The following is a 20,570-nucleotide window of genomic DNA, read 5'->3' as shown; positions in this document are numbered from 1 at the left end:
GCCTACGGCCGTGCGGCGTCCGCCATGAGCCAGGTGAGCGCGTCGCGGACGCGGGTGACGACGTCCACGTAGTCGCGTCTGGCATCCTGGCGGAACAGCCGGACGGACGGATACCAGGGACTGTCGTCGCGATCGAGCAGCCAGCGATAATCCGGCGTGTAGGGCAGCATGATCCAGGTCGGCTTGCCCATCGCGCCGGCCAGATGTGCGACGCTGGTGTCCACGGTGATGACGAGATCCAGCGCATCGATCAGCGCCGCGGTGTCGACGAAGTCACTGATGTCGGAGGTCAGATCGATGATGTCGTCGCGCGCGGCGAGCTCGATCTTGTCGACGGCCCGCGGCTCCTTCTGCAGGCTGACGAATTGCGCCCCGGTCTCGCGCAACGGCGCGAGCATGGCCAGCGGCAGCGATCGGTTGTGATCGTTGAGATGAGCGGGATTGCCCGACCACACCAGACCGACGCGCAGGCGGTCACGCGGGCCGAGCCGCTGCTCCCAGGTCGCGCGACGCGCGTCAGGCGGTCGCGGCAGATAGCTCGGCATGGCCGGAATGGTGTCGAGGCGGGTGGCGAAGGCCAGCGGCAGGCTCGACAGCGGGCAGTGATAGTCGACCGCGGGCGGTGCGTCCTTGCCGCGGGCGAGACATTGCGCCACGCCCTCCAGTCCCGCGAGGAGAGGCTGCAGGGCGGCGTCGACCTCGAGGACCACGCGCGCACCTTCGGCGGCGACCAGCGTGGCATAGCGGGCGAACTGGATGCTGTCGCCGAATCCCTCGTCGCTGTGCAGCAGGATCGTCTTGCCGGCCAGCGGCGCATCAGCCAGCCACATCGGCGCATCGAAATTGCGCTCGACGAAGCCGACGGCGCGGCACTTGCGGCCCCATTCGCGTCCGGCCCAGCCGCGGGCGAAGTCGCCCGTCAGCAGCCGGAACAACGCCGCATTCCAATGCGCGTCGGCGAAGTCGGGCCGCAGCGCGATGGCGCGATCGAAACTCGCGAACGCCTCCTCGAAGCGATGCAGCTCGGCCAGCGACGTCGCGCGATGATTGTAGAAGTCCGCGGTCTGCGGCCGGATCGCGATCGCCCGGTCGAACATCGCGATCGCCTCGTCGTGGCGGCCGAGATTCTGCAGGATGCAGCCATAGCTGTTGGCGAAATCGGGATCGTGCGGCGACAACGCCTGCGCGCGCTGGCCAAAGACCTGCGCCTCCTCGTAGCGGCGGAGGCGCCGCAGCGAGATGCCTTTGAGGCAGAGCACGCCGGCCTGGTCGGGCTGGCGCTGCAAGGACTGATCGAAATTCGCGAGCGCTTCGGGATAGCGACCGGCGTCGAAATGAATCGCGCCGGCCCGGTTGGCGGCGTCGACATGATCAGGCTGCAGCTTCAGCGCCTGTTCAAAGGCGAGCGCGGCCTCGTCGCGCCGCCCTTGCGCCTCCAGCACGTCACCGAGACGAAGCCAGGTCGCGATACGATCGGGCGCGAGCTGCAGCAGGCGGTCGCAGGCGAGCGCCGCCTCGGCATGCCGCTCCCTCGCCTGGAGCAGCTCACCGAGCGCATCCCAGCTGTCCACGGCCTCCGGCTGCAGTTGCAGCGCGCGATCATAGGCCTTGATCGCCTCGTCGAGCCGACCAGCCAGCCGCAGCGCCTGTGCAAGGCCGATGAAGGACTCCGGCGCGGAGATGTCCTGGCGGATCGCGCGCGCGAACCACTCGATCGCATCATCGGCGCGCTTCAGCGCGAGGCAGACCTGGCCCATCGCGCGCAGCGCGTCGATCGACGCTGCATCCAGCGTCAGCGCGCGACGACAGGCATCCTCAGCCTCGTTGAGCTGGCCCGTGCGCAACAGCCTCAGCGCTGCCTGGCACAGCGCTTCGGGCGTCCCCCCGAGCCCCGACGATCCGGGTTTGACCGGGGATTTGCCGGAGTGCCGGCGCGGCTTGTGCTTCATCGCGGGATCTCTGCGCTCGTCGGTCGAGCGGTAGATGATTCCCGGGTGCGCGGAAAGATTGTGCTAACTCCCCAACCCGCGCGGGATAGACGCTCAGGAGACCGGCACCGGCGCAAGCGGGACGGCATCCAGGCCGCCGAAGCGGCGCTCGCGGCCGCGGAACGAGGCGAGCGCCGCCGCCAGATCCGCCGCATCGAAGTCGGGCCACATACGCTCGGTGAAGTGCAGCTCGGCATAGGCGCCTTCCCAAAGCAGGAAGTCCGAGAGGCGCTGTTCGCCGGAGGTGCGGATGATCAGGTCGACATCGCGCAAGCCGGCTTCGCCGGTGACGAGATCGGAGAACGCCTCGCGCGTCAGGCCATCGACGGCACCGGCCTTGGCCGCGGCCTGGAGGATCGCATCGCGCGCCGAATAGTCGACCGCGATGCGCAGATGCAGGGTCCGGCCGTTGCGGGTGGCCGCTTCGGCCCGGCCGATCGCATCGGCGATGCCGCCCGGCAGACGGTCGCGGCGGCCGATGACGGTGAGGCGGACGCCGTTGCGCACCAGCGCCTCGACCTCGCTGGCGAGATACACCCGCAGCAGCGCCATCAAGGCGGAAACCTCGGCGCGTGGGCGGCGCCAATTGTCGCTCGAAAAAGCATAGAGCGTCAGCGTCGCGACGCCCTGATCCGGCGCGGCTTCGACGACGCGGCGGATCGCCTCGACGCCCGCCTCATGGCCACGCAGCCGCGACAAGCCTTGGCGGGTCGCCCAGCGGCCATTGCCATCCATGATGATGCCGACGTGCAGGCCATCCATCACAGCAGGCGATTTCGGTTGCAGACTACTTTGCATTGCAAAGCTCCAGGTCAAAAAAATGCGATGGAAGGTTCAGGCGCGACCGGTGACGAGGCCGACCGTCGCGGGCGGATTCTCCCTGCCCGCAGCCGCCGCGGCATCGCGGACGAGGCGCTCGAGCACCGCGAGATAGTCGAGAAAGCGGCGACGCCCCGCCTTGGTCAGCCGGCAGGAGGTATGCGGGCGATTGCCCTCATATCCCTTGGTGACCTCCACGAGGCCCGCCTCCTGGAGCACCTGCAGGTGACGCGACAGATTGCCGTCGGTCAATCCGCACAGTTGCTTGAGGTCGGCAAAGGCAAGGCCCTTGGGATGCGCCATCAGCGAGGTCAGCAGGCCAAGCCTGGCCTTCTCGTGAATGACGCGGTCCAGGCCGTCATAGGAGAACGGCGCGCTGCCGTCAGTCTTCGACATCGGACTCTCCGGTCGCAAAATGCAGAATGCCCGCCATCAGGGCCTGGCCGATCGCGAACGGCAGGCCCATGGTCCAGGGCGACAAGGCATGGCTCGCGCTGCCCACCAGCAGCACCGCGAACCCCGCCAGGAAATAGAACGCACCGGCCAGCGCGACCGTGCGCGGCAACGAGCGAACCGACGCGAACACGCCGAGCGAGGTCAGGATCTGCCAGAGTCCCGGCAACATCCAGAGCGCCTCCGGCGCGAACTTCCACATGAGAACCGCGAGCAGCACGCCCGCGATTCCGGCCGGCAGGAACTGCTCGACCGCCTGGTGGATCATCGCGTCCGCCAAGCCGGAGTGATGCCGGCGCGACCGCGCCCGCATCTCGATCCCGATCATCGTCAGCGACACCAACGCGGCCACCGCCCAGCCGAGCAGGAACGCCGGCGCATCCTCGGTGGGATCGCGCAGGAAAACCTGCTGCAGCGACGCAGTGACGAGCGCAACCGCCGACGTGACGGCCATCGTGGCCGGCCCATAGCCGCGAAAGGCCGTGCCTGCCGCAAGCTGGCTGCGGATCGCGATGATGTCCGCCAGCGCCTTGTCGAGGTCGCGCATGTCTCACCTGAAGCCCAGGAGGGTCGCTTCACTTTGCGATGCAAAGCATACACGATCGCAAAGTTGACGCAAGCCCGCACCGGCCGGTGGCCCCGACAACGGGGCCGGAGCCTTCATCAGGGCGCGCTGGCCGAGATCAATAGTAGGAGTAGCGGTGGACGCGACGCGGCGGGGGCATATCCACGTAGACCGAGGGGCCGCGATGCGCGCTCTCGAACGCCACGCGCGGATTGATGCCGCAACCGGCGTTGCGCCCGGATGCACTGGCCCGGCACTGCTCGAAGGTCTGGTAGGAGCAATCGCCGGGGTAACCCACGCCCCTGCCCTGCACGCACCAGGGATAGTCGATCCCCCCGGCCGCGGCTGGCGTGGCCGCGCCGCCGCTGACGAGTGCAACGCCGACGAGGCCGGCCGCCATCATCATAACCTTGCGCATGATCTGTTCCTCTTCTGCCGCGAAGATTGCATCACACTGGCATGGTTAAAAAACGACGGATTGGCGGATTGGATCACCGAGCAAGGCGATGACGTGTCGCAGGCGGGGCACGTCACCGATCCCGCGGCCGCGCCGCCTCAATCCAGCTTCAACCCGGCGAAATCGACCACCTTCTTCCACTTCTCCGTCTCGGCCGCGACCTGCGCACCGAACTGCTCCGGCGATTGGACCAGCGGCTCACCACCGAGATCGACGAGTCGCTTCTTGATGTCCGGCTCCGTGAGCACCGCATTGACCTGCTTGTTGAGCTTCTCGACGATCTCCTTCGGCGTGTTCTTCGGTGCGCCCATGCCGAACAGCGCGCTCGCCTCGTAGCCTGGCACGGTCTCCGCGATCGCCTGGATGTCGGGGAGTTGCGGCGAGCGCTCCTGGGTGGTGACGCCGAGCGCGCGCAGCGAGCCGGAGCGGATGTGCTGAATGATCGAGGGCATATTGTCGAAGATCACCTGAACCTGGCCGCCAAGCATGTCGGTGATCGCGGGCGCGGCGCCTCGATAGGGCACATGCTGCATCTTGGTGCCGGTCATCGCCATGAACATCTCGCCGGACAGATGCACCGACGTTCCGTTGCCCGAGGACGCCATGTTCACCTTGCCCGGATTTTCCTTCAGATAGGCGATGAACTCGGCCACGGTCTTGGCCTTGATGTCGCCGTTCACGGTCATGACGTTCGGCACGCGGTTGAACGAGGCCACCGGAGCGATGTCGCGCACGAAGTTGAACTTCAGATTGGGATAGAGGCTCGCATTGATGTAGTTCGCCGGATTGACCAGCAGCAGGGTGTATCCATCCGCCGTCGCGTTCACCACCGACTCGGTGCCGATATTGTTGCCAGCGCCCGGCTTGTTCTCGACGATGAACTGCTGACCGAGCGTCTCGGACAGACGCTGGCCGATCAAGCGGGCCAGGATGTCGGTGGCGCCGCCGGGCGGATATCCCACCACGAAGCGAACTGGGCGGGCCGGATAGTCGGCCGCGGAGGCCTTACCAATGGCAGCGATGGACGGGACGGCGGAGGCGATCAGGCCTAGCGCGGTACGGCGTGAAATCATGCGTTTCCTCGGGTATTATCATTGAGCGGTGGTTAACGAGCCGCCAGTCGAGATTGTAACAGACCGCCGCGTTGTCGGCGAGGTCGATGTCCTGCCAGGAGAAGTCTCATGCCGGTCAAGGTCGATGCACTCGATCATCTCGTGATCAATGTCGCCGATGTGGACCGCACGACGGCCTGGTACCAGGCGGTCCTTGGCATGAAGGTCGAGAGCTTCGATCCCGGCCAGGGCAAGGTGAGGCGCACATCGCTGAAGTTCGGGAACCAGAAGATCAATGTGCGACCGAAGGACGCGGACAAGATCGACTGGTTCACCGCCGATCACGTAATGGCCGGCAGCGACGATCTGTGCTTCCTGACCGGCGGCACGCCGGACGAGGTCGTCGCGCACCTGCAGGCGCTCGGCGTCGCCATCGAAGAGGGGCCGGTCGCCAAGCAGGGCGCCCGCGGCACCCTGCGCTCGGTGTATTGCCGGGATCCCGACGGCAACCTCATCGAGATCTCGTCATATCAGGACTGAGACGAGGTTACTTGATCGCCGTCTCGCCGCTCTTCTCCATCTTGGCGACGATGTCGCTTTGCAACCAGCCGGTCAGTTGCGCGACATCTGTCGCTTGCTTGGCGAAGCGCGCCGGAAGTTCCTCTTTATATGTTTTCGCCGCCGCGCAAGTAGCCTCCCCACGCCAGGGGTGGTGCTGGATATAGCGGCCCTGGAAGTTGCTGCGGTCCTTGGTCTCCGTGAACACGATGTCCTCAGGGAAGGATTTCGCGTCGTAGCGGACATGCAGCCGGGTGACATAAGCATTCGATCCGGGAGCGACATTGCGTCGAGCGCTGAACGGCGCGTCGTCATCACTGCCGATCCAGCGCGCGCCGAGTTCGACCAGCTCCTTGTTGCTCATCGGATCGGCGGCGCAGGGATCGCACCAACCCATGTCCCAGGCATATTCGACGAACACCGCCTGCATGTTTTCCCGCGCGACAGCCCGCTCGAACAGCGCCTTGTAGAACGGACCGAACTCGTTCTTCAGATACAGCGGGACGTCGATGTCCGACGGGATCTTCACCGTCCGGTAGTTCGCCGCCTCGACGCGGCCGTTCTTGGTGAGCGCGTAGATGATGAGGTCCTGCGGTCCCTTGGCGTTCACCGTGCCGAGCCGCAGCGGCACCATGAATTTGGGGCTCTGGTAGCGCACCTGCAGTGGCCGCAGATTGCCGGTACCCAGGTTCTTCATGCGATCGACATTGACCTTGGCGACGAAGAACCGCATGCCCTGCTTGATATAGCTGCCGAGCACGGCCTCGGCGCCTTGCGGAATCCGATACTGGTTGTCGGTCAGCCAGCGCGTCAGCCCGTCGCTCTCCTGCGCCGACAGGATCAGCACGTCATATTCGGCGACATCGTAGCTGGCTTCGATGGTGACGCCGTAGGAGCGGCTAGCGCGTTCCTGCACCACGCCGACCGCCGCCGGATACGGAATCCCGCTGCGGGAGAACGCGATGCGCGGACGACACGGATCTTCGTCGTGATACTCCACCAGCCGCGGCGCGGTGTATTTGTCGAGATGCTCGATCGTCTTCGGCTCGACCACGCCGATCTGCTTGCGCTCGATGAAGGTCGGCACGGGAACGACGACGGCGAACTCCTTCACGTCGCCCTCGAAGTCACTGGCCATGGTGATCGCGGTCTGCTCGCCGTCGCGGGACAGCACGACCTTCGAGGACTGGTTGAACAGCTTGGCGTCGGCCTGGGCGACGTAGAAGCCGCAGAAGGCGTTGGCCGGCGCGATCGCCGCGTTTGCCAGGATCGCGGTCGCAGCCACGCTGGTTCGGACGAGTTTGCGAAAGCGCAGGGTCATGTCGAAACTCCATGGGGAACGGGACAGCGCCAGGAAAAACGTGCAGCCGGGATGAGACGGTCGAGCAGCAGCGTGAGCGGCGACAGCGCGATCAGCGCGACATAGAGCGCCGGCCGCATCTGCCAGAAGAAGGCGAGGTAATGCGCCGCGACCGCCACGGTCAGCGCGAACAGCAGCCGGCCGGCGCGCGAATCCGGCGTCGTGCGCGGGTCGGAGATCATGAAGAAGGTGAAGATCAACAGCGAGCCGCTCTGGAGCTGATGAAGTGGGATCGCGAGGGGATCGCCGAGCCAGGCGGCGCGCAGCAGCAGCAGCGCGGCGTGGCTGGCGAAGAAATAGACGGCGATGTCGGCCCGGCGGGACGCGCTCAGCACCAGGATCGCGAAGAAGCCGGCAAGGCTTGCGAACCAGATCTCGGTGCCCCACTGACCGGGCGAGATCCACACGCCCTTGGTGGTGAACAGCAGCACCACGATGGCAAGGCCCGCGGGATTGAACACGTGCTTGCCGTCGATTCGCAGCACGAATTTCGAACCGATCGCGATCAACGCTGCCGCCGCATGCAGCCACAGCGCATCCGCGCGCAGCAGCAGGCTGAGTGACAGGCCCGTGATCAACGGCGATCGGAGATCGAGCGGTGTGCCGGACAGGCGGCAGCAGACGATCTGCGTGAGCAGCGCGGTCGTGACCGCGATCACGCTCGCGGCGGGCCGGGCGCCGAAATCAATGACCGCGAAATTGATCGCGAGCAGCGTGGCCAATGCCGCGATCTGGAAATAGCGAGCGTCGGGCAACCGCCATGGTCGTGGCAGGTCCAGCATGCAAACCTCCGGGCGCGTTTCGCCGCGCCATTGGTCGCTTCGAAAGGATAGCGGGTTCAATCCGGATTTGATTGCGCCGCCGGCAGGTGGCAGAAGATCAGGACAAGCACGAAGCGGCAGCAGACAGGCCGCCGACGAGACGATGGGAACGAAGATGAACGAACCAAGGATTGCGCTCGGCACCGTGACGCCCTTCGACGGCATGGACGTGCCATGGCTGTTGAGGCTGCGCAGCGAGACCCGGCGCGATCATCCGTTCCTGATCTGGGCGCCCTTCGACGCCCCGGCGCGCAAATGGACCTATGGCGAATTTCATGATCGCGTCGGCGCGCTAGCCGCCGGGCTCGTCAAGCGCGGCATCGGGCCCGGCGAGGCCGTGCTGATCCATCTCGACAATTGCATCGAGGCCATGCTTGCCTGGTTTGCCTGCGTCGAACTCGGCGCGCTGGCGGTCACCACCAACACCCGCTCGGCAGCGGCCGAAATGAACTACTTCGCCGGACATTGCCGCGCGGTGGCGGCGATCACACAGCCCGCTTATGGGGAGATGATCGCGGCACACTGCCCCGACATCCGCTGGATGGCGGTGATCTCGCATGATCCGGGTCAGCCCACCGCCCCGGCCGTCGAGCGAGGCGAGCGCTTCGAAGCGCTGTTCGCCGACAGCGCCGACCGGCCGCGTCGGCCGGTCGATCCTCTCGCACCGTGCAGCGTGCAGTACACGTCGGGGACGACATCACGGCCGAAGGCGGTGCTGTGGACACACGCCAATGCGCTCTGGGGCGCCAAGGTCAATGCCGTGCACGAGGACCTGCATCAGAACGACGTGCACCAGACCTATCTGCCGCTGTTCCACACCAATGCCCTGGCCTATTCGATGCTGGCGACGCTGTGGGTTGGCGCCAGCTGCGTGATCCAGCCGCGTTTCTCGGCCAGCCGGTTCTGGCCGGTGGCGATGCAGCACGGCTGCACCTGGACCTCGACCATTCCGTTCTGCCTGAAGGCGCTGCTCGACCAGGAGGTGCCGAAGGATCACAAGTTCCGCCTCTGGGGCACGTCCGTGTCCGATCCGACCATCTTCTCCAAGTTCGGCATCAAGATCATCGGCTGGTGGGGCATGACCGAGACCATCACCCACGGCATCATCGGCGAGATCGATCAGCCGAACACGCCGATGTCGATCGGCCGCGCCGCGACCGAATACGCTATCCGCATCACCGATGATGACGGCCGGCCAACCGAGGTCGGCGGCACCGGCAATCTCGCCATCAAGGGCGTGCGCGGCCTGTCGCTGTTTGCAGAATATCTCTACAACGAGGAGGCGACGCGCACGAGCTATGATGCCGAGGGCTTCTTCCTGACCGGCGACCGGGTCACGCGGCTGCCGAACGGCTTCATCAAGTTCGGCGACCGCACCAAGGACATGCTCAAGGTCGGCGGCGAGAACGTCGCGGCGTCCGAGATCGAGCAGGTGATCGTCACCGTGCCGGGCGTGCGAGAGACGGCGGTGGTCGCCAAGAAGCATCCGATGCTCGACGAGGTGCCGGTCGCGTTCGTGATCCCGCACGACAGCGCCAGGCGCGACGATCTGGCCGACAGGGTGCTCGCCGCCTGCCGCGCGGGCCTCGCGGACTTCAAGGTGCCGCGCGAAGTCAGGCTGGTCGACGAGATGCCGCGCTCGACCTTGGAGAAGGTCGCCAAGGCCGAGCTGCGCAAGCTGCTCGATTGAGGCCGCGCCGCGGACCGCCGCTGCGGCTCAGTCCATCGTGACCCGGATCGGCAGCGTCTTCGGTCCGTTCACGAAGGTCGCCTGCGTCATCTTCACCGGTCCGGCGAGCGACAGCGACGTCAGCCGCGGCAGCAGCTCCTCGAACAGGATGCGCATCTCGAGCTTGGCGAGATGCTGTCCGAGGCAGAGATGCGCGCCATATCCGAACGCGACATGCCGGTTCGGCTTGCGATCGCAGCGGAAGCTGTCGGGCCGCTCGAACACCGCCTCGTCGCGGTTGCCCGAGGCGTAGCACAGCATCAGCCAGTCGCCCTTCGCGATCCTGCGGCCGCCGAGCTCGGTGTCGGCGGTGGCGCTGCGCATGAAATGCTTGACTGGCGTCATCCAGCGGATCGCCTCGTCGACGAGACCGGGGATCAGCGCAGGATCGGCCTTCACGCGCGCGAACTGCTCCGGGTCGTCCGCCAACGCCCAGATCGCGCCGGCCGTCGATGACGACGTCGTGTCGTGACCCGCGGTGGCGACGATCATGTAGTAGCTGGTGCGGTCATGCAGCGGCATGTCCTCGCCGTTGATCCTGGCGTTGGCGATGACAGTGGCGAGATCGTCGCGCGGATGCGCACGGCGATCCGCAGTGATGCGCTCGAAATAGGCCGCGAAATCGGCCACGACCGCCTGCAGCATCGCGGCGAACACCTCGGCGGAGAGCGCCTCGCGCACCCGCGCCGTGTCCGGGTCCTGCGGACCGAACAGCTCCTGTGTCAGCTTGAGCATGCGCGGCTCGTCCTCTTCCGGCACGCCAAGGATCTCCATGATGACATGCAGGGGATAGCCGAGTGCGACATCGGCGACGAAATCGCAGACGCCGCCATGGGCCGCGGCCCTGGCCGCCATGCGACCGACGGTGGCGCGCGCGATCTCACGAATCCGCGGTTCGAATTTGGCAATGTTGGCGGGCATGAACCAGCCCTGCGTCAATGCGCGATATTTCGGATGATCCGGCGCATCCATCTGCACCAGCGAGCGAACGAGATTGGGCTGGCCGGTGATCTTGTGCACGCGCTCCAGCACGCCCTTGTTGGTCAGGGTGGTGGCGCGGTCGGCGTTGTGGAACAGATCGTTCTGGCGGCTGATGGCGAGGATGTCGGCGTGCCGGGTCACCACCCAGAACGGATCAAACGCATCGAGCTCGGCGCGGCCGAGCGGGTTGTTGGCGCGCAGCCAGCGGTAGGACTCATGGATGCGGTGGTCGGCATAGCAGGCCGGGTCGACCAGGGTCGCCGCGATGTGGTCGGGAATGACCTCGTCGGCCAGTGCCGCTGCGCCCATGCCAGTCCTCCCGCGATCTCATTGATTGGCGGGAAGACTAGTTGACCGCGATTGCGGCACACTTGCGTCCAGCGGCTACCCGGTCAGTGCGCGCCCATGGCCACGGGGCGGAACGCCTGCAGCAATTGCTGATCGAGCTTGGGCCCCATGTTCTCCATGATCTGGAATGCGCGCGCATGGGTGAAGGCCGGCCGATAGGCCCGGTTCTCGATCAGCGCGGCATAGATGTCGACGATGGTGATGAGACGCACGATGTCGCTGATCTGCTCGTTATGCAGCGCATCGGGGTAGCCGGAGCCGTCCAGGAATTCATGGTGATGCAGGATCACGTCCAGCATCTCCGACGGAAAGCCGCCCTGGCGCCACAGCGCCTCATAGCCCAGGCGCGGATGCTGGCGCAGGATGCCGATCTCCTCGGCCGTGAGCTTGCCCTGCTTGTCGAGGATGGCGACCGGAATGAAGGCCTTGCCGACGTCGTGCAGCAGCGCCGCCCGGACCAGCCGGCGCTGGTCGTCCTCGCGCATCCCGAGATGGATCGAGAAGCCGACGGCAAAGCCGGTGACGAACAGGCAATGCCGATATGTATCGTTGTGGTGGCAGCCGACCACGGTCATCCATTCGCGCAACGAGGAATGCTTGATCGCCTTGAGGATCTTGTTCTCGGCGGCGACGATGTCCGCCATGGTCAGCGCCACGCCGGCCGGCAGCTTTTCGAAGATCTTGGCCATCACGGCCTGCGCCGCCTCGACGCCGCGGTTCAGCAGCTTGCCGCGATCGGTCTCGTCATAACCGTCATCCGCCGGCAGCGCCGAGCGGACCCGCTGCAGCACGTCGGCGGGGCTGAACGGGCGCGCGATGGTGTCGGTGGCGCCGAGCGCCCAGGCCTGCATGGTGGCGTGGTGCAGCGCCTCGGCCAGCACGAACAGCCGCGGGACCTCGCTATAGGCCCGCGACGACAGCTTCTTGCGCACACGCTGCACACTTTCGGGCGAACGCAGATTGATGTCGACGATGACGCCCGAGAAGCGGTTGCCTGGATTTTCCGGGATCTCGGTGGTCGGCATCAGGTCGACGTCGCCGACCGAGCGCAGGATGCGCGCGAGCTCGCTGCTCTGATCACCGCGATCGGACGCGAGCAGGAGATGGCGCCTGGTCGCGGTCTGGGTCGCGGTCTGCTTGGCTGTCGCGCTCATACGTGCCCCTACGGTTTGCTGCCGAAGCAGGTTACCGGGATACGGGTTCGACGCGGCTTAATCGGATCGCTCAAGCTGTCTGCGTTCGGGTGAGCAAAGGGTTGAGGCAATCATTCAAATTGGATGTTCCCCGGGCACGATCCCGACCAAACGAAAACCGCCGGAGAGCATCTCCGGCGGTTTCCTGTCGTTGTGGGCCCGGCGGTACGGCTACGCCTTCATCGCCGCCTTCACCGCCGCTGCGGTCATCGGCAGCGCGCGCAGCCGTGCGCCGCAGGCGTTGTAGATGGCGTTGCCGAGCGCCGGCGCGACCACGGTCACGGCGGGCTCGCCGACGCCGGTCGCCTTCTCGCCATTGGCGATGACGGCGATCGCGACCTCCGGCACCTGGCTCATGCGAAGCGGCGTGTAGCTGTCGAAGTTGGTCTGCTCGATACCGCCATCCTTCAAGGTCGCCTTCTCGTACATCGCCAGCGACAGGCCCCACAGCGCCGCACCCTCGACCTGGGCGCGGATGTTGTCGGGATGCACCTGCGTACCGACATCCGTCGCCACGGTGAGCTTCTTCACCGTGACCTCGCCGCTCTCAGCCACCGCGACATGGGCGACGCAGGCCGTCCAGCTCGCGGTCGCGCGCTCCTGCGACGACACGCAGGCCACGCCCATGCCCTCACCCTTCGGCAGCTTCTTCGCGCCGTAGCCGGACAGGCCCATCGCCGCGAGCAGCGTGTTGCGCAGCCGCTGCGCGCCGCCATCGTTCTTGCCCTTGCCGTCGAGCAGCGCGATTCGGAACTGCGCCGGGTCCTGGCCAGAGGCGGCGGCGATCTCGTCGATCATGCTCTCGACCGCCCAGAACGTCCAACCCGGCGCCACCGAGCGGAGCTGCCCGGACGGCGTCGCATTGTGCGCGAGCTCGTTCTTGATCGCGCGCACATGGTGGTTGGGGACGGTGTAGAAGAAGTCGGCGCCGTTGACCGTGAACGAGTCGAGCGGGCCCTTCTTGTCGACCGAGGGCGTCAGGAAGTCCGGGATGCCCCAGCGCGCCGTCGGCCACGCCGAGACGACGTCATGGCTCAGCGCAATCAGCTTGCCGCTGGCGTCGATCCCCGCCTTCACTTTCTGGTAGGTGAGCGGCCGCGAGTAGTCCATCGTCATGTCGTTCTCGCGGGAGTAGATCACCTTGACCGGCTTGCCCACGGCCTTTGCCGCCTGCACCGCCGGCACCATCATGTCGGCATCGAGCCTGCGGCCGAAGCCGCCGCCGAGCCAGGCCTGGTGCATCACGACATATTTGGGATCGATCCCGGCCGCGCCCGCCGCGATCGCGCCGGAGCGGGTGGCGAACTGATTGCCGGAATAGATGTGCAGGATGTCGCCCTTGAACTCGGCGGTCGCGTTCATCGGCTCCATCGGCGCGTGGATGTTGATGCTGGTGGTGTACTCCGCCTCCAGCACCTTCACCGCGCCGGCGAGCGCCGCATTGGCATCGCCGTCCTTGACGAAGAACTGGCCGGAGTCCTCCTGCGCCTGCAGCCGCATCGCCTCGGTGATGATCTGGTCAGTGCTGACATTCGCGTAAGGGCCCTTGTCGTAGCTGATCTTGAGCGCGTCCGCCGCCTTCCTCGCATTGGCATAGGTGTTGGCCACGGCCACCACCCAGCCCGACGTCGAGCCGGTCTTGTCGTCGAGCGTCACCGCCTTGATGAAGCCGGGGACCTTCTTGGCCTCGCTATCGTCGACCGACTTCACCGTGGCGCCGAAGCGCACCGGCGGCGTCACCACCTTGCCGTAGACCATGCCCGGCAGCATCGTATCGATGCCGTATTTCGCCGTGCCGTTGGTCTTCGAGGGGATGTCGAGCTGCGGCACCGAGACGCCAATCATGGTGTACTGATCCGGCGTCTTCAGCGTGATCGCCTTCAGCTCGTCCGGCGTGAAGCTCTTGGTGATCTTGCCGCTCTTGACGATCTCGGCATAGCTCATCTGCTTCTTCGACTTCGGATGCATCACGATGCCGTCGCGCACCGTGAGCTCCTTGGCCGGCACGCCCATCGCTGTGGCGGCAGCCTCAGTCAGCGCGATGCGCCCGGCGGCGCCAGCGCGGCTCATGGCGTCGAAGTTCATCATCGTGCTCCAGCTGCCGCCGGTGATCTGGGCGCCGAGCACGGGATCGTTGAACTTTGGATCGTTGGAGGCGAGCTGGACGCGCATGTCCTTCCAGGCGGCGCCAAGCTCCTCGCAGACGATCTGCGCCATGGTGGAGGCGATGTGCTGGCCCATGTCGGCCTTGCCGCAGGTCACGGTGACCAGGCCATCGGGCGCGATGGAGTACCAGACGCTGGGCTCGAAGGCCGAGGGCGTCGTCGCTGCAACAGCGCTGTCGGCGAGGCCGGCATAGCCGAGCACGAGGCCGGTGGCGGCGGTGCCGACCAGGAAGGAACGGCGGCTGAGATCTGTGGCCATGGTTGGCGCTGCTTTCACGTGCTGGTTCATGTCGCCCTCCGGTCGCTGCTGTTCGACGCGGTGCGCATCTCCGATGCCGCGCGCTGGATCGCCTTCTGGATTCGCGAATAGGTCATGCAGCGGCAGAGATTGCCGTCCATATGCGCCGTGATCTCCTCCTTGGTCGGGCTCGTGGTCTTCGCGAGCAGCGAGGCCGCCTGCATGATCTGGCCGGACTGGCAGTAGCCGCATTGCGGCACCTGCTCGGCGATCCATGCCTTCTGCAAGGGATGATCGCCCTTCTGCGACAGGCCCTCGATGGTGGTGATCTTCTTGTCCTTGACGTCGCCGACCATGGTCTGGCACGAGCGCACGGCCTCGCCATTGACATGCACGGTGCAGGCCCCGCACAGCCCTGCGCCGCAGCCGAACTTGGTGCCGGTCATCTGCAACTGCTCGCGGATGACCCATAGCAGCGGCGTATCGTTCGCCGCGTCGACGGACATGGTCCGCCCGTTGATGGTGAGATTAGGCATTTGGTTTCTTCCCCGCCCGGCGTGCGACTTCGCTTACGGCGAAGTTCGGTTTATGCGACGCCAGCACCCACCGGATCGATGCCAGCCAGCCGAAAGAATGATCGCGTTGCCGGAACGACGCAACGAAATTTGGAACAGCGCTTGCGAAAGAACCGGCAATTCTCGTTGTGCGGCGCAGAAGCTGTGGGATTGCAGCGCCGCATCGGCTAAGAAGGCGGCAGTCGACGGCACGCGAGGAGACGTCAGCTCATGAGACTACAGGCTTACGCCAATCGGCACGCTGCCGCCGCTATGCTCGCGTCCGCCCTGCCGATCGCCGCAATGCTGATCCCAGCGCAAGCCGAAGCCGGGCATTCCTCACTGCTCTCAGCCCGCGCGCCTTTCACAGCGACGTTATCCAACGTCTCACCGCTTGCCTTCGGCATGGATGTCGGGGAGACATCGCGCGTGCTCGAGCAGCCGCTGATCTATCTCAACGGCCCGCCGGGCAACGAGACCTTTCTCGCCTTGCGCAATCTCGGCGGCAGCGGATTGGTCCCGCACCATCACCGCCTGTTCCTCAAGTTCCGCAACGGACGGCTCACCGGCTGGAAAGAGGACTACGGCACCAATTGGATGTGGCGATAGGCGTCTCGCGATCGCTCACCGACCGGGATGTATCGATACTTATAAGGAGTGAACGTGGGACAGGACATCAAGCTCACCGCATCGGACGGCTTCCAGCTCGGCGCCTATCGCGCCGACCCGAGCGGCGCGGTCAAAGGCGCGCTGGTGGTGATCCAGGAGATCTTCGGCGTCAATCACCACATCCGCAACGTCTGCGACCGTCTGGCCGCGGAGGGTTACGTGGCGATTGCGCCGGCGATCTTCGATCGCGTCGAGCCGAACTTCACCTCGGGCTATTCGCCGGACGAGATCGCCGTGGCGCGCAAGTTCGTCGCCAATCCGGATTGGCAGGCGTTCCTGCGCGACACCCAGGCGGCGATCGATGCGGTGAAGAGCGCAGGGCCGGTCGGCATCATCGGCTTCTGTCTCGGCGGCAGCATCGCCTATGCGGCCGCGACCAAGCTCACCGGACTGAAAGCCGCTGTCGGCTATTACGGCGGCGCCGTCGTTCGCTTCGCCGACGACAAGCCGACCGTGCGGACGCAGCTGCATTTCGGCGAGAAGGACTCAGGGATTCCGCTGACCGATGTCGAGACCATCAAGGCCAAGCGGCCGGATGTCGAGATCTTCGTCTATCCCGGCGCCCAGCACGGCTTCGGCTGCGACGAGCGTTCCAGCTATGACAAGGCGAGCTCGGATCTCGCCTGGACGCGCAGCCTCGCGTTCTTCGCGGCGCATTTGCGCTGAACGACACCACCGTCATTGCGAGGAGCGAAGCGACGAAGCAATCCAGGGCCGCGCATGACGCCCCTGGATTGCTTCGCTTCGCTCGCAATGACGGTGGATGGAATCTTGCACCACTCCTCGCGAAAGCGTCCGGCGCAGACGGCGCCCGCTCAGCTCAGAACCAGCGCTCGCCGACCTGAATCGTATCGCCGGGCTTCAGCGACGTGCCGAGCGGCACCTCGTAACGCATGGCGCCCGAGGGGTCCGTATGCGTCAAGGTGACGATGTCGCGCCGGGCGCGCGGCGAGAAGCCGCCGGCGATCGCGATGGCGCTCTCCACCGTCATGTTGGGCACGTAGGGATATTGGCCGGGCGCCTGCACCTCGCCGAGAATGAAGAACGGGCGATAGGCCTCGATCTCGACGGCCACCGAAGGCTCGCGGATATAGCCATTGCGCAGCTTGGCGGTGATCTCGGCGGCGAGGCCGGCGGTGGTGCGGCCACGCGCGGGCACGCTGCCGATCAGCGGCATCGTGATCGATCCGGACGCATCGATGGCGTAGGTGTTGGTCAGGCCCTCCTGGCCGTAGACAACGACGCGCAGCTTGTCGCCGGCGTCGAGATGGTAGGCGGCATCACGCCGCCCGGGCGCATAGCCGGCTGGCATGACATAAGCGCCCGGACCGGGCGCGGCGGCGAACGCGTTGCGCAGCGCGGGGATCGCTCCGCCCTGCCCGGTGGCGGCAACCGGGCCGGTCGAAGGTGTCCCATAGGCCATGGCGTCGAGATCACTCTGCGGCTGGCCGACAGCAACGGGGGAGGCCGTGTGCATGCAGCCCGACAGCAGCATCGTGGACAAGACGGCAATGACCGGAAGAAACAACGCGCGCACTCGAACAATCCTTGAATGAGGATGTGCCCTAGTCATGCGCGGTTAAGGTTAACAAACCGTTGGCGCGTGTGGCCGGCGCCGGGCGCAAGCGAGGTCTGTTGCAAATCGGCTGCAAAAAAGAAAATCCCTCCGCCGCGGTGCGGCGGAGGGATCGATGCTTGGACCGCAGCGCTGCGCGATCAGGCGCTGACGCCGACCCCGATCGGGCACGCCACGCCGGTGCCGCCGAGACCGCAATAGCCAGCCGGATTCTTGGCCAGGTATTGCTGGTGATAATCCTCGGCGAAATAGAACGGGCCGGCCGGCGCGATCTCGGTGGTGATCGCGCCGAGACCCTTGGCCCGCAGCGCCTTCTCGTAAGCGTCCTTCGAGGCCTCGGCAGCCTCACGCTGCGCATCGCTGAAGGTGTAGATCGCCGAGCGATATTGTGTGCCGACGTCATTGCCCTGGCGCATGCCCTGGGTCGGATCATGGTTCTCCCAGAACGTCTTCAACAGCCGCTCATAGGAGACGACCTTGGGATCGAACACGACCAGCACGACCTCGGTATGCGCAGTCAGTCCCGAGCACACCTCTTCATAGGTCGGGTTCGGCGTGTGGCCGCCGGCATAGCCGACCGCGGTGACATGGATGCCGTCGCCGAGCTGCCAGAACTTGCGCTCGGCGCCCCAGAAGCAGCCGAGTCCGAACAGCGCCTGCTCGAGGCCGGCGGGATAGGGCGGCAGCAGGCGGCGGCCGTTGACGAAATGGGTGCTCGCGGTCGGGATCGGCTGGGCGCGGCCGGGCAGCGCCTCGGCGGCGCTCGGCATGGCGGCGGGTTTGCGCATGAAGAACATGGGTGTCTCCGGGCATGGCATTCGCCCGCGGGGGAGAGCCCCGCGGCGCGATGACCTTCACTGGTGGATTATATAGGTCTCTACGCTGCCAACCCCAGCGGTGTTACGCCGCTTTCCGGCAGTCAGTCGCGGCCATAGCCGATCAGCGGCTTGCGCGGCCGGAACAGCAGCATCAGGAGGATCCCGAGCAGGCCCAGCACGGCGAACACCGGCTGGTCCAGGAACCCCTTCACGATCCAGTCCCACAGGAACGGCGCCTTGGCCTCGACCTGGGCCTTGAAGGCGGCCTGGCTGGCCTGATGGACGTCGTTCCAGAGCTGGCCGAAACGGGTGAACTGCAGGGTCTGGTCGGCCACCCAGCGCGCGCCGTCATAGACCAGGAAGATGAAGCTTCCGGCCAGCAGCAACAGCCCCACCAGACGGAAAAAACCGCGGATCATGCCTCACCTGCCCTCTCTCCGATGCCCTTGCGGGCAGCAAGGCCATAGCGGGGGCTCCATAGAAATTCAACCTCGTCAGGGGTTTAGAACCGGCTTTTGGCGGATTCCGGCGCCAGATGCGACTTCCGAGACCGTTGACGGTGGGTGAGGCTGCGCCTATAAGGTCCGCCACTGGCGGTGGGCGCAATCCCGCCGCCGCTGTTCTTTGAGCAGCGCCGATCCGCCGAGCCCACCCGCTCCGGTCATGGCATTCTCAGAGAGGCGTCCGAACAACCCATCGCGTCGATCGGGCCGCAAACGAGCGGGCCGCGCGCGTACCCGCTGATTGCGGCGACCGCTCGCCGCCGAAGGATATTTGAGAGCATGGCCAACACGACCTCTGCGAAGAAAGCGACGCGCAAGATTGCCCGCCGCACCATCATCAACAAGTCGCGCCGTACCCAGATGCGCAACGCCGTGCGCTCCGTCGAGGACGCGATCAAGAAGGGCGACCGCGACGCGGCGCTGCAGGCGATGGTCAACGCCGAGCCGCAGCTGATGCGTGCCGCGCAGCGCAACATCATTCACAAGAACAACGCCAGCCGCAAAGTGTCGCGCCTCGCGCACCAGATCGCCAAGCTCGCCGCGAAGTGACGCGCTCGATCGGCTGACGAACTATCAAGACGCGAACAGCCCGGCGCATGCCGGGCTTTTCTTTTTCGCGCTTCCTTGTTCCCGCTTCCTTTGCGCACTTGCTATTGCCCGCCGTCCTCACGCGCGCGTCCATCTCATGGTCGCGCGCGTTCTATTTGATGGCGACATCGCAGTGCGGATGCGATCTTCGCGCGTGGTGGAACAAGTGTGATGTCGCGCGCACATGACGCGTCCCGTAGTCATACGTACTGTTCCGTATTTCTACGCGGTGATAATTTTGTCTCACCTGCAACAGGCGCGAATCTGCGCCGGGTGATTGCGCATTGATGTCAAGAGCGCACGATGCGCGGTTCGCGTCGCAGACGCGACGTGGCGGGAGTTACCCGCTTCAAGTAATCGCGAAAAACATCGGCTCGAAAATGACTTAAGCGCATAGCGCAGTGAAGTGATTGGAAAAGCCACCGCACGCGGTCGCTACGTAAAAAAATTATGAAGAAATTTTGGGCAGACGATGTTGTTTGTCACATGCGAGATTCCTCGCGATGATTCAAAACCTTGCTTTCTTAACGCGCAACACCACGTCGCAACCGCCGCCGAGACTCGTCACGCGTGCTCCGATCTTATGGATTGCGAGTCTCGATGCATCGTGTATTTCTTTAATCACTCGCGGCGCCCACGATCTTCAGACCAGCGCGGTTTAGGAAACGGGGCGGACGTGCAAATCGGCGGCGGTGTGCGCGTTGGCGACGCTTTCCAAAGCGATGGCCGGATCTGTACCCATAGCAATATGGGGAACGACCGAGCTTTGTCGAAATTTCTCGGGTGCAGCATCATCGTTGCGCCGTTTTGAACAAGAGAGATACGACACTGCTCGACCCGACCAGCGTTTGTGGCGGCTCGCTCACCGAGTGGACAACTTGGACGGGATGTACGGCGTAGCGGCTGGATCTTGGGGTTCAGACGCGGCGGCATTGGGATGACAACTTGCCGTGAGCAATCACGGCAGGGCGGGGAGGTTGCATGCTTGACGGACACATTGCGGGTAAACAGCAGAGGCTGGTTCCGGATCACGCACCCTTGGCGGTCAGCGCACCCTTGGCGGTCAGCACCGACGTGATCGATACGACCAGCACGGCCATCGCCAGCACGGCTATTGGTCCTCCCGCTCGTCCGA

At 65.5% G+C, this 20,570-nt stretch carries 20 protein-coding genes; 5 read left to right on the top strand and 15 right to left on the bottom strand.

What is annotated here, in order from left to right; translation table 11 throughout:
* Positions 1-2: 2 nt before the first annotated feature.
* The 6 genes from ACQR1L_RS11915 to ACQR1L_RS11890 form a co-directional block, all read right to left on the bottom strand.
* A complete protein-coding gene (locus tag ACQR1L_RS11915) occupies positions 3-1,949 on the bottom strand; it encodes a tetratricopeptide repeat protein (RefSeq protein WP_434858140.1) in 1,947 nt (648 codons plus the stop codon).
* 93 nt (positions 1,950-2,042) lie between these two features.
* Positions 2,043-2,786 (bottom strand): di-trans,poly-cis-decaprenylcistransferase, encoded by a 744-nt coding sequence (locus ACQR1L_RS11910; RefSeq protein ID WP_434858139.1) that lies wholly within the window; start codon positions 2,784-2,786, stop codon positions 2,043-2,045.
* Positions 2,787-2,822: 36 nt separating this feature from the next.
* Positions 2,823-3,203 carry a winged helix-turn-helix domain-containing protein gene (locus ACQR1L_RS11905; protein ID WP_434858138.1) on the bottom strand — a complete coding sequence of 127 codons (381 nt, stop codon included), beginning with the start codon at positions 3,201-3,203 and terminating at the stop codon, positions 2,823-2,825.
* A complete protein-coding gene (locus ACQR1L_RS11900) occupies positions 3,190-3,807 on the bottom strand; it encodes a hypothetical protein (protein WP_434858137.1) in 618 nt (205 codons plus the stop codon). The genes ACQR1L_RS11905 and ACQR1L_RS11900 overlap by 14 nt, the downstream gene beginning before the upstream one ends.
* A gap of 136 nt (positions 3,808-3,943) precedes the next feature.
* Positions 3,944-4,243, bottom strand: coding sequence for a DUF3551 domain-containing protein (locus ACQR1L_RS11895; protein WP_434858136.1), 300 nt, complete (start codon positions 4,241-4,243; stop codon positions 3,944-3,946).
* A 137-nt stretch (positions 4,244-4,380) separates the two neighbouring features.
* Complete coding sequence (locus ACQR1L_RS11890; RefSeq protein ID WP_434858135.1) at positions 4,381-5,355, bottom strand: Bug family tripartite tricarboxylate transporter substrate binding protein; 975 nt, start codon at positions 5,353-5,355, stop codon at positions 4,381-4,383.
* A gap of 108 nt (positions 5,356-5,463) precedes the next feature.
* Between ACQR1L_RS11890 and ACQR1L_RS11885 the strand changes: the two genes are divergently transcribed.
* Positions 5,464-5,874: a VOC family protein gene (locus tag ACQR1L_RS11885; protein WP_434858134.1), complete on the top strand. Its 411-nt coding sequence runs from the start codon at positions 5,464-5,466 to the stop codon at positions 5,872-5,874.
* 7 nt (positions 5,875-5,881) lie between these two features.
* Here ACQR1L_RS11885 and ACQR1L_RS11880 read toward each other — a convergent pair whose 3' ends face one another.
* Both ACQR1L_RS11880 and ACQR1L_RS11875 read right to left on the bottom strand, forming a co-directional pair.
* On the bottom strand, positions 5,882-7,213 hold the full coding sequence (locus ACQR1L_RS11880; RefSeq protein ID WP_434858133.1) for a DUF2330 domain-containing protein: 1,332 nt from the start codon (positions 7,211-7,213) through the stop codon (positions 5,882-5,884).
* A complete protein-coding gene (locus tag ACQR1L_RS11875) occupies positions 7,210-8,034 on the bottom strand; it encodes an RnfABCDGE type electron transport complex subunit D (protein WP_434858132.1) in 825 nt (274 codons plus the stop codon). The genes ACQR1L_RS11880 and ACQR1L_RS11875 overlap by 4 nt, the downstream gene beginning before the upstream one ends.
* 154 nt (positions 8,035-8,188) lie before the next feature.
* Here ACQR1L_RS11875 and ACQR1L_RS11870 point away from each other — a divergent pair, with 154 nt between their 5' ends.
* Positions 8,189-9,763, top strand: a complete 1,575-nt coding sequence (locus ACQR1L_RS11870) for an AMP-binding protein (RefSeq protein WP_434858131.1) — start codon at positions 8,189-8,191, stop codon at positions 9,761-9,763.
* 27 nt (positions 9,764-9,790) lie between these two features.
* Here the strand turns inward: ACQR1L_RS11870 and ACQR1L_RS11865 are convergent, their stop codons facing one another.
* The 4 genes from ACQR1L_RS11865 to ACQR1L_RS11850 form a co-directional block, all read right to left on the bottom strand.
* Positions 9,791-11,092, bottom strand: coding sequence for a cytochrome P450 (locus tag ACQR1L_RS11865; protein ID WP_434858130.1), 1,302 nt, complete (start codon positions 11,090-11,092; stop codon positions 9,791-9,793).
* 83 nt (positions 11,093-11,175) lie between these two features.
* On the bottom strand, positions 11,176-12,285 hold the full coding sequence (locus ACQR1L_RS11860) for an HD-GYP domain-containing protein (RefSeq protein WP_434858129.1): 1,110 nt from the start codon (positions 12,283-12,285) through the stop codon (positions 11,176-11,178).
* A 210-nt stretch (positions 12,286-12,495) separates the two neighbouring features.
* Positions 12,496-14,778, bottom strand: coding sequence for a molybdopterin cofactor-binding domain-containing protein (locus ACQR1L_RS11855; RefSeq protein ID WP_434858128.1), 2,283 nt, complete (start codon positions 14,776-14,778; stop codon positions 12,496-12,498).
* The gene (locus ACQR1L_RS11850) at positions 14,775-15,263 is read right to left on the bottom strand and encodes a (2Fe-2S)-binding protein (RefSeq protein WP_434858127.1); all 489 of its coding nucleotides are present in this window, start codon (positions 15,261-15,263) and stop codon (positions 14,775-14,777) included. Before ACQR1L_RS11850 ends, ACQR1L_RS11855 begins: the two co-directional genes overlap by 4 nt.
* 321 nt (positions 15,264-15,584) lie before the next feature.
* On the opposite strand from ACQR1L_RS11850, the gene ACQR1L_RS11845 reads away from it, so the two are divergent.
* Entirely contained in the window at positions 15,585-15,890 is a 306-nt protein-coding gene (locus tag ACQR1L_RS11845; protein WP_434858298.1) for a hypothetical protein, read from the top strand.
* A 54-nt stretch (positions 15,891-15,944) separates the two neighbouring features.
* Positions 15,945-16,616, top strand: a complete 672-nt coding sequence (locus ACQR1L_RS11840; protein ID WP_434858126.1) for a dienelactone hydrolase family protein — start codon at positions 15,945-15,947, stop codon at positions 16,614-16,616.
* A gap of 154 nt (positions 16,617-16,770) precedes the next feature.
* Here the strand turns inward: ACQR1L_RS11840 and ACQR1L_RS11835 are convergent, their stop codons facing one another.
* The 3 genes from ACQR1L_RS11835 to ACQR1L_RS11825 form a co-directional block, all read right to left on the bottom strand.
* The gene (locus ACQR1L_RS11835; protein WP_434858125.1) at positions 16,771-17,487 is read right to left on the bottom strand and encodes a polysaccharide biosynthesis/export family protein; all 717 of its coding nucleotides are present in this window, start codon (positions 17,485-17,487) and stop codon (positions 16,771-16,773) included.
* A gap of 179 nt (positions 17,488-17,666) precedes the next feature.
* On the bottom strand, positions 17,667-18,323 hold the full coding sequence (gene msrA, locus ACQR1L_RS11830) for a peptide-methionine (S)-S-oxide reductase MsrA (RefSeq protein ID WP_434858124.1): 657 nt from the start codon (positions 18,321-18,323) through the stop codon (positions 17,667-17,669).
* Positions 18,324-18,445: 122 nt separating this feature from the next.
* Positions 18,446-18,763, bottom strand: a complete 318-nt coding sequence (locus ACQR1L_RS11825) for a hypothetical protein (protein ID WP_434858123.1) — start codon at positions 18,761-18,763, stop codon at positions 18,446-18,448.
* Between the two features lie 363 nt (positions 18,764-19,126).
* On the opposite strand from ACQR1L_RS11825, the gene rpsT reads away from it, so the two are divergent.
* Positions 19,127-19,396 carry a 30S ribosomal protein S20 gene (rpsT, locus tag ACQR1L_RS11820; protein WP_434858297.1) on the top strand — a complete coding sequence of 90 codons (270 nt, stop codon included), beginning with the start codon at positions 19,127-19,129 and terminating at the stop codon, positions 19,394-19,396.
* Positions 19,397-20,570: the final 1,174 nt, after the last annotated feature.

The sequence above is a fragment of the Bradyrhizobium sp. HKCCYLR20261 genome, assembly GCF_051168435.1.
Lineage (GTDB): Bacteria > Pseudomonadota > Alphaproteobacteria > Rhizobiales > Xanthobacteraceae > Bradyrhizobium.
The sequence above is the reverse complement of the archived record's forward strand: the minus strand, read 5'-3'. Positions and strand labels throughout refer to the sequence as shown.

Excerpts from the sequence above, each read along its gene's own strand:
- ACQR1L_RS11915 (WP_434858140.1), bottom strand. The coding sequence starts at position 1,949 with ATGAAGCACAAGCCGCGCCGGCACTCCGGCAAATCCCCGGTCAAACCC.
- ACQR1L_RS11890 (WP_434858135.1), bottom strand. The coding sequence starts at position 5,355 with ATGATTTCACGCCGTACCGCGCTAGGCCTGATCGCCTCCGCCGTCCCG.
- ACQR1L_RS11865 (WP_434858130.1), bottom strand. The coding sequence starts at position 11,092 with ATGGGCGCAGCGGCACTGGCCGACGAGGTCATTCCCGACCACATCGCG.
- ACQR1L_RS11875 (WP_434858132.1), bottom strand. The coding sequence starts at position 8,034 with ATGCTGGACCTGCCACGACCATGGCGGTTGCCCGACGCTCGCTATTTC.
- ACQR1L_RS11860 (WP_434858129.1), bottom strand. The coding sequence starts at position 12,285 with ATGAGCGCGACAGCCAAGCAGACCGCGACCCAGACCGCGACCAGGCGC.
- ACQR1L_RS11885 (WP_434858134.1), top strand. The coding sequence starts at position 5,464 with ATGCCGGTCAAGGTCGATGCACTCGATCATCTCGTGATCAATGTCGCC.
- ACQR1L_RS11900 (WP_434858137.1), bottom strand. The coding sequence starts at position 3,807 with ATGCGCGACCTCGACAAGGCGCTGGCGGACATCATCGCGATCCGCAGC.
- ACQR1L_RS11855 (WP_434858128.1), bottom strand. The coding sequence starts at position 14,778 with ATGAACCAGCACGTGAAAGCAGCGCCAACCATGGCCACAGATCTCAGC.
- ACQR1L_RS11905 (WP_434858138.1), bottom strand. The coding sequence starts at position 3,203 with ATGTCGAAGACTGACGGCAGCGCGCCGTTCTCCTATGACGGCCTGGAC.
- ACQR1L_RS11910 (WP_434858139.1), bottom strand. The coding sequence starts at position 2,786 with ATGCAAAGTAGTCTGCAACCGAAATCGCCTGCTGTGATGGATGGCCTG.
- ACQR1L_RS11850 (WP_434858127.1), bottom strand. The coding sequence starts at position 15,263 with ATGCCTAATCTCACCATCAACGGGCGGACCATGTCCGTCGACGCGGCG.
- ACQR1L_RS11845 (WP_434858298.1), top strand. The coding sequence starts at position 15,585 with ATGCTGATCCCAGCGCAAGCCGAAGCCGGGCATTCCTCACTGCTCTCA.
- ACQR1L_RS11870 (WP_434858131.1), top strand. The coding sequence starts at position 8,189 with ATGAACGAACCAAGGATTGCGCTCGGCACCGTGACGCCCTTCGACGGC.
- msrA (WP_434858124.1), bottom strand. The coding sequence starts at position 18,323 with ATGTTCTTCATGCGCAAACCCGCCGCCATGCCGAGCGCCGCCGAGGCG.
- ACQR1L_RS11880 (WP_434858133.1), bottom strand. The coding sequence starts at position 7,213 with ATGACCCTGCGCTTTCGCAAACTCGTCCGAACCAGCGTGGCTGCGACC.
- ACQR1L_RS11895 (WP_434858136.1), bottom strand. The coding sequence starts at position 4,243 with ATGCGCAAGGTTATGATGATGGCGGCCGGCCTCGTCGGCGTTGCACTC.
- ACQR1L_RS11825 (WP_434858123.1), bottom strand. The coding sequence starts at position 18,763 with ATGATCCGCGGTTTTTTCCGTCTGGTGGGGCTGTTGCTGCTGGCCGGA.
- rpsT (WP_434858297.1), top strand. The coding sequence starts at position 19,127 with ATGGCCAACACGACCTCTGCGAAGAAAGCGACGCGCAAGATTGCCCGC.